The sequence below is a fragment of the Bacteroides sp. 214 genome, from assembly GCF_010501015.1.
In the GTDB taxonomy this organism is placed as follows: Bacteria; Bacteroidota; Bacteroidia; order Bacteroidales; family Bacteroidaceae; genus Bacteroides.
The window spans coordinates 1-306 of sequence record NZ_QVML01000065.1 but is presented as its reverse complement, the minus strand read 5'-3'; the positions used below and the strand labels follow the sequence as shown (position 1 = coordinate 306).

Genomic DNA, 306 nt, shown 5'->3' with positions numbered 1-306 from the left:
TGTGTTTATAAGTTGAATTTGACAATTGCAAAGTCAGGATTAACCCCCACTGCATACACTTCATTTGTTAAAGGAGTGGCAGCAATACGCAAAATAGACTACTGGACACCTAATAATACAAATGCTGATTGGCAGAAACCAGTATATAACACAGCCGGTGGTGACGGTGCTTCGTATGATATTGGTTACGGTGGTCTTGACCACGTGATTTCTACCGGCGAGAAAATGGTGCGTTACACCGAAGAGCAAATTCTCGATTTGATACTGGAAGAGTACGATAATAAAAAAACATTCATCTTATCTCCG

1 protein-coding gene is annotated in these 306 nt (G+C 40.5%); it reads left to right on the top strand.

All coding sequences use genetic code 11. From position 1 onward, the window contains the following. Positions 1 to 306: hypothetical protein (locus D0T50_RS13560; protein WP_163224053.1), on the top strand; the 306-nt coding region annotated here is incomplete at both ends.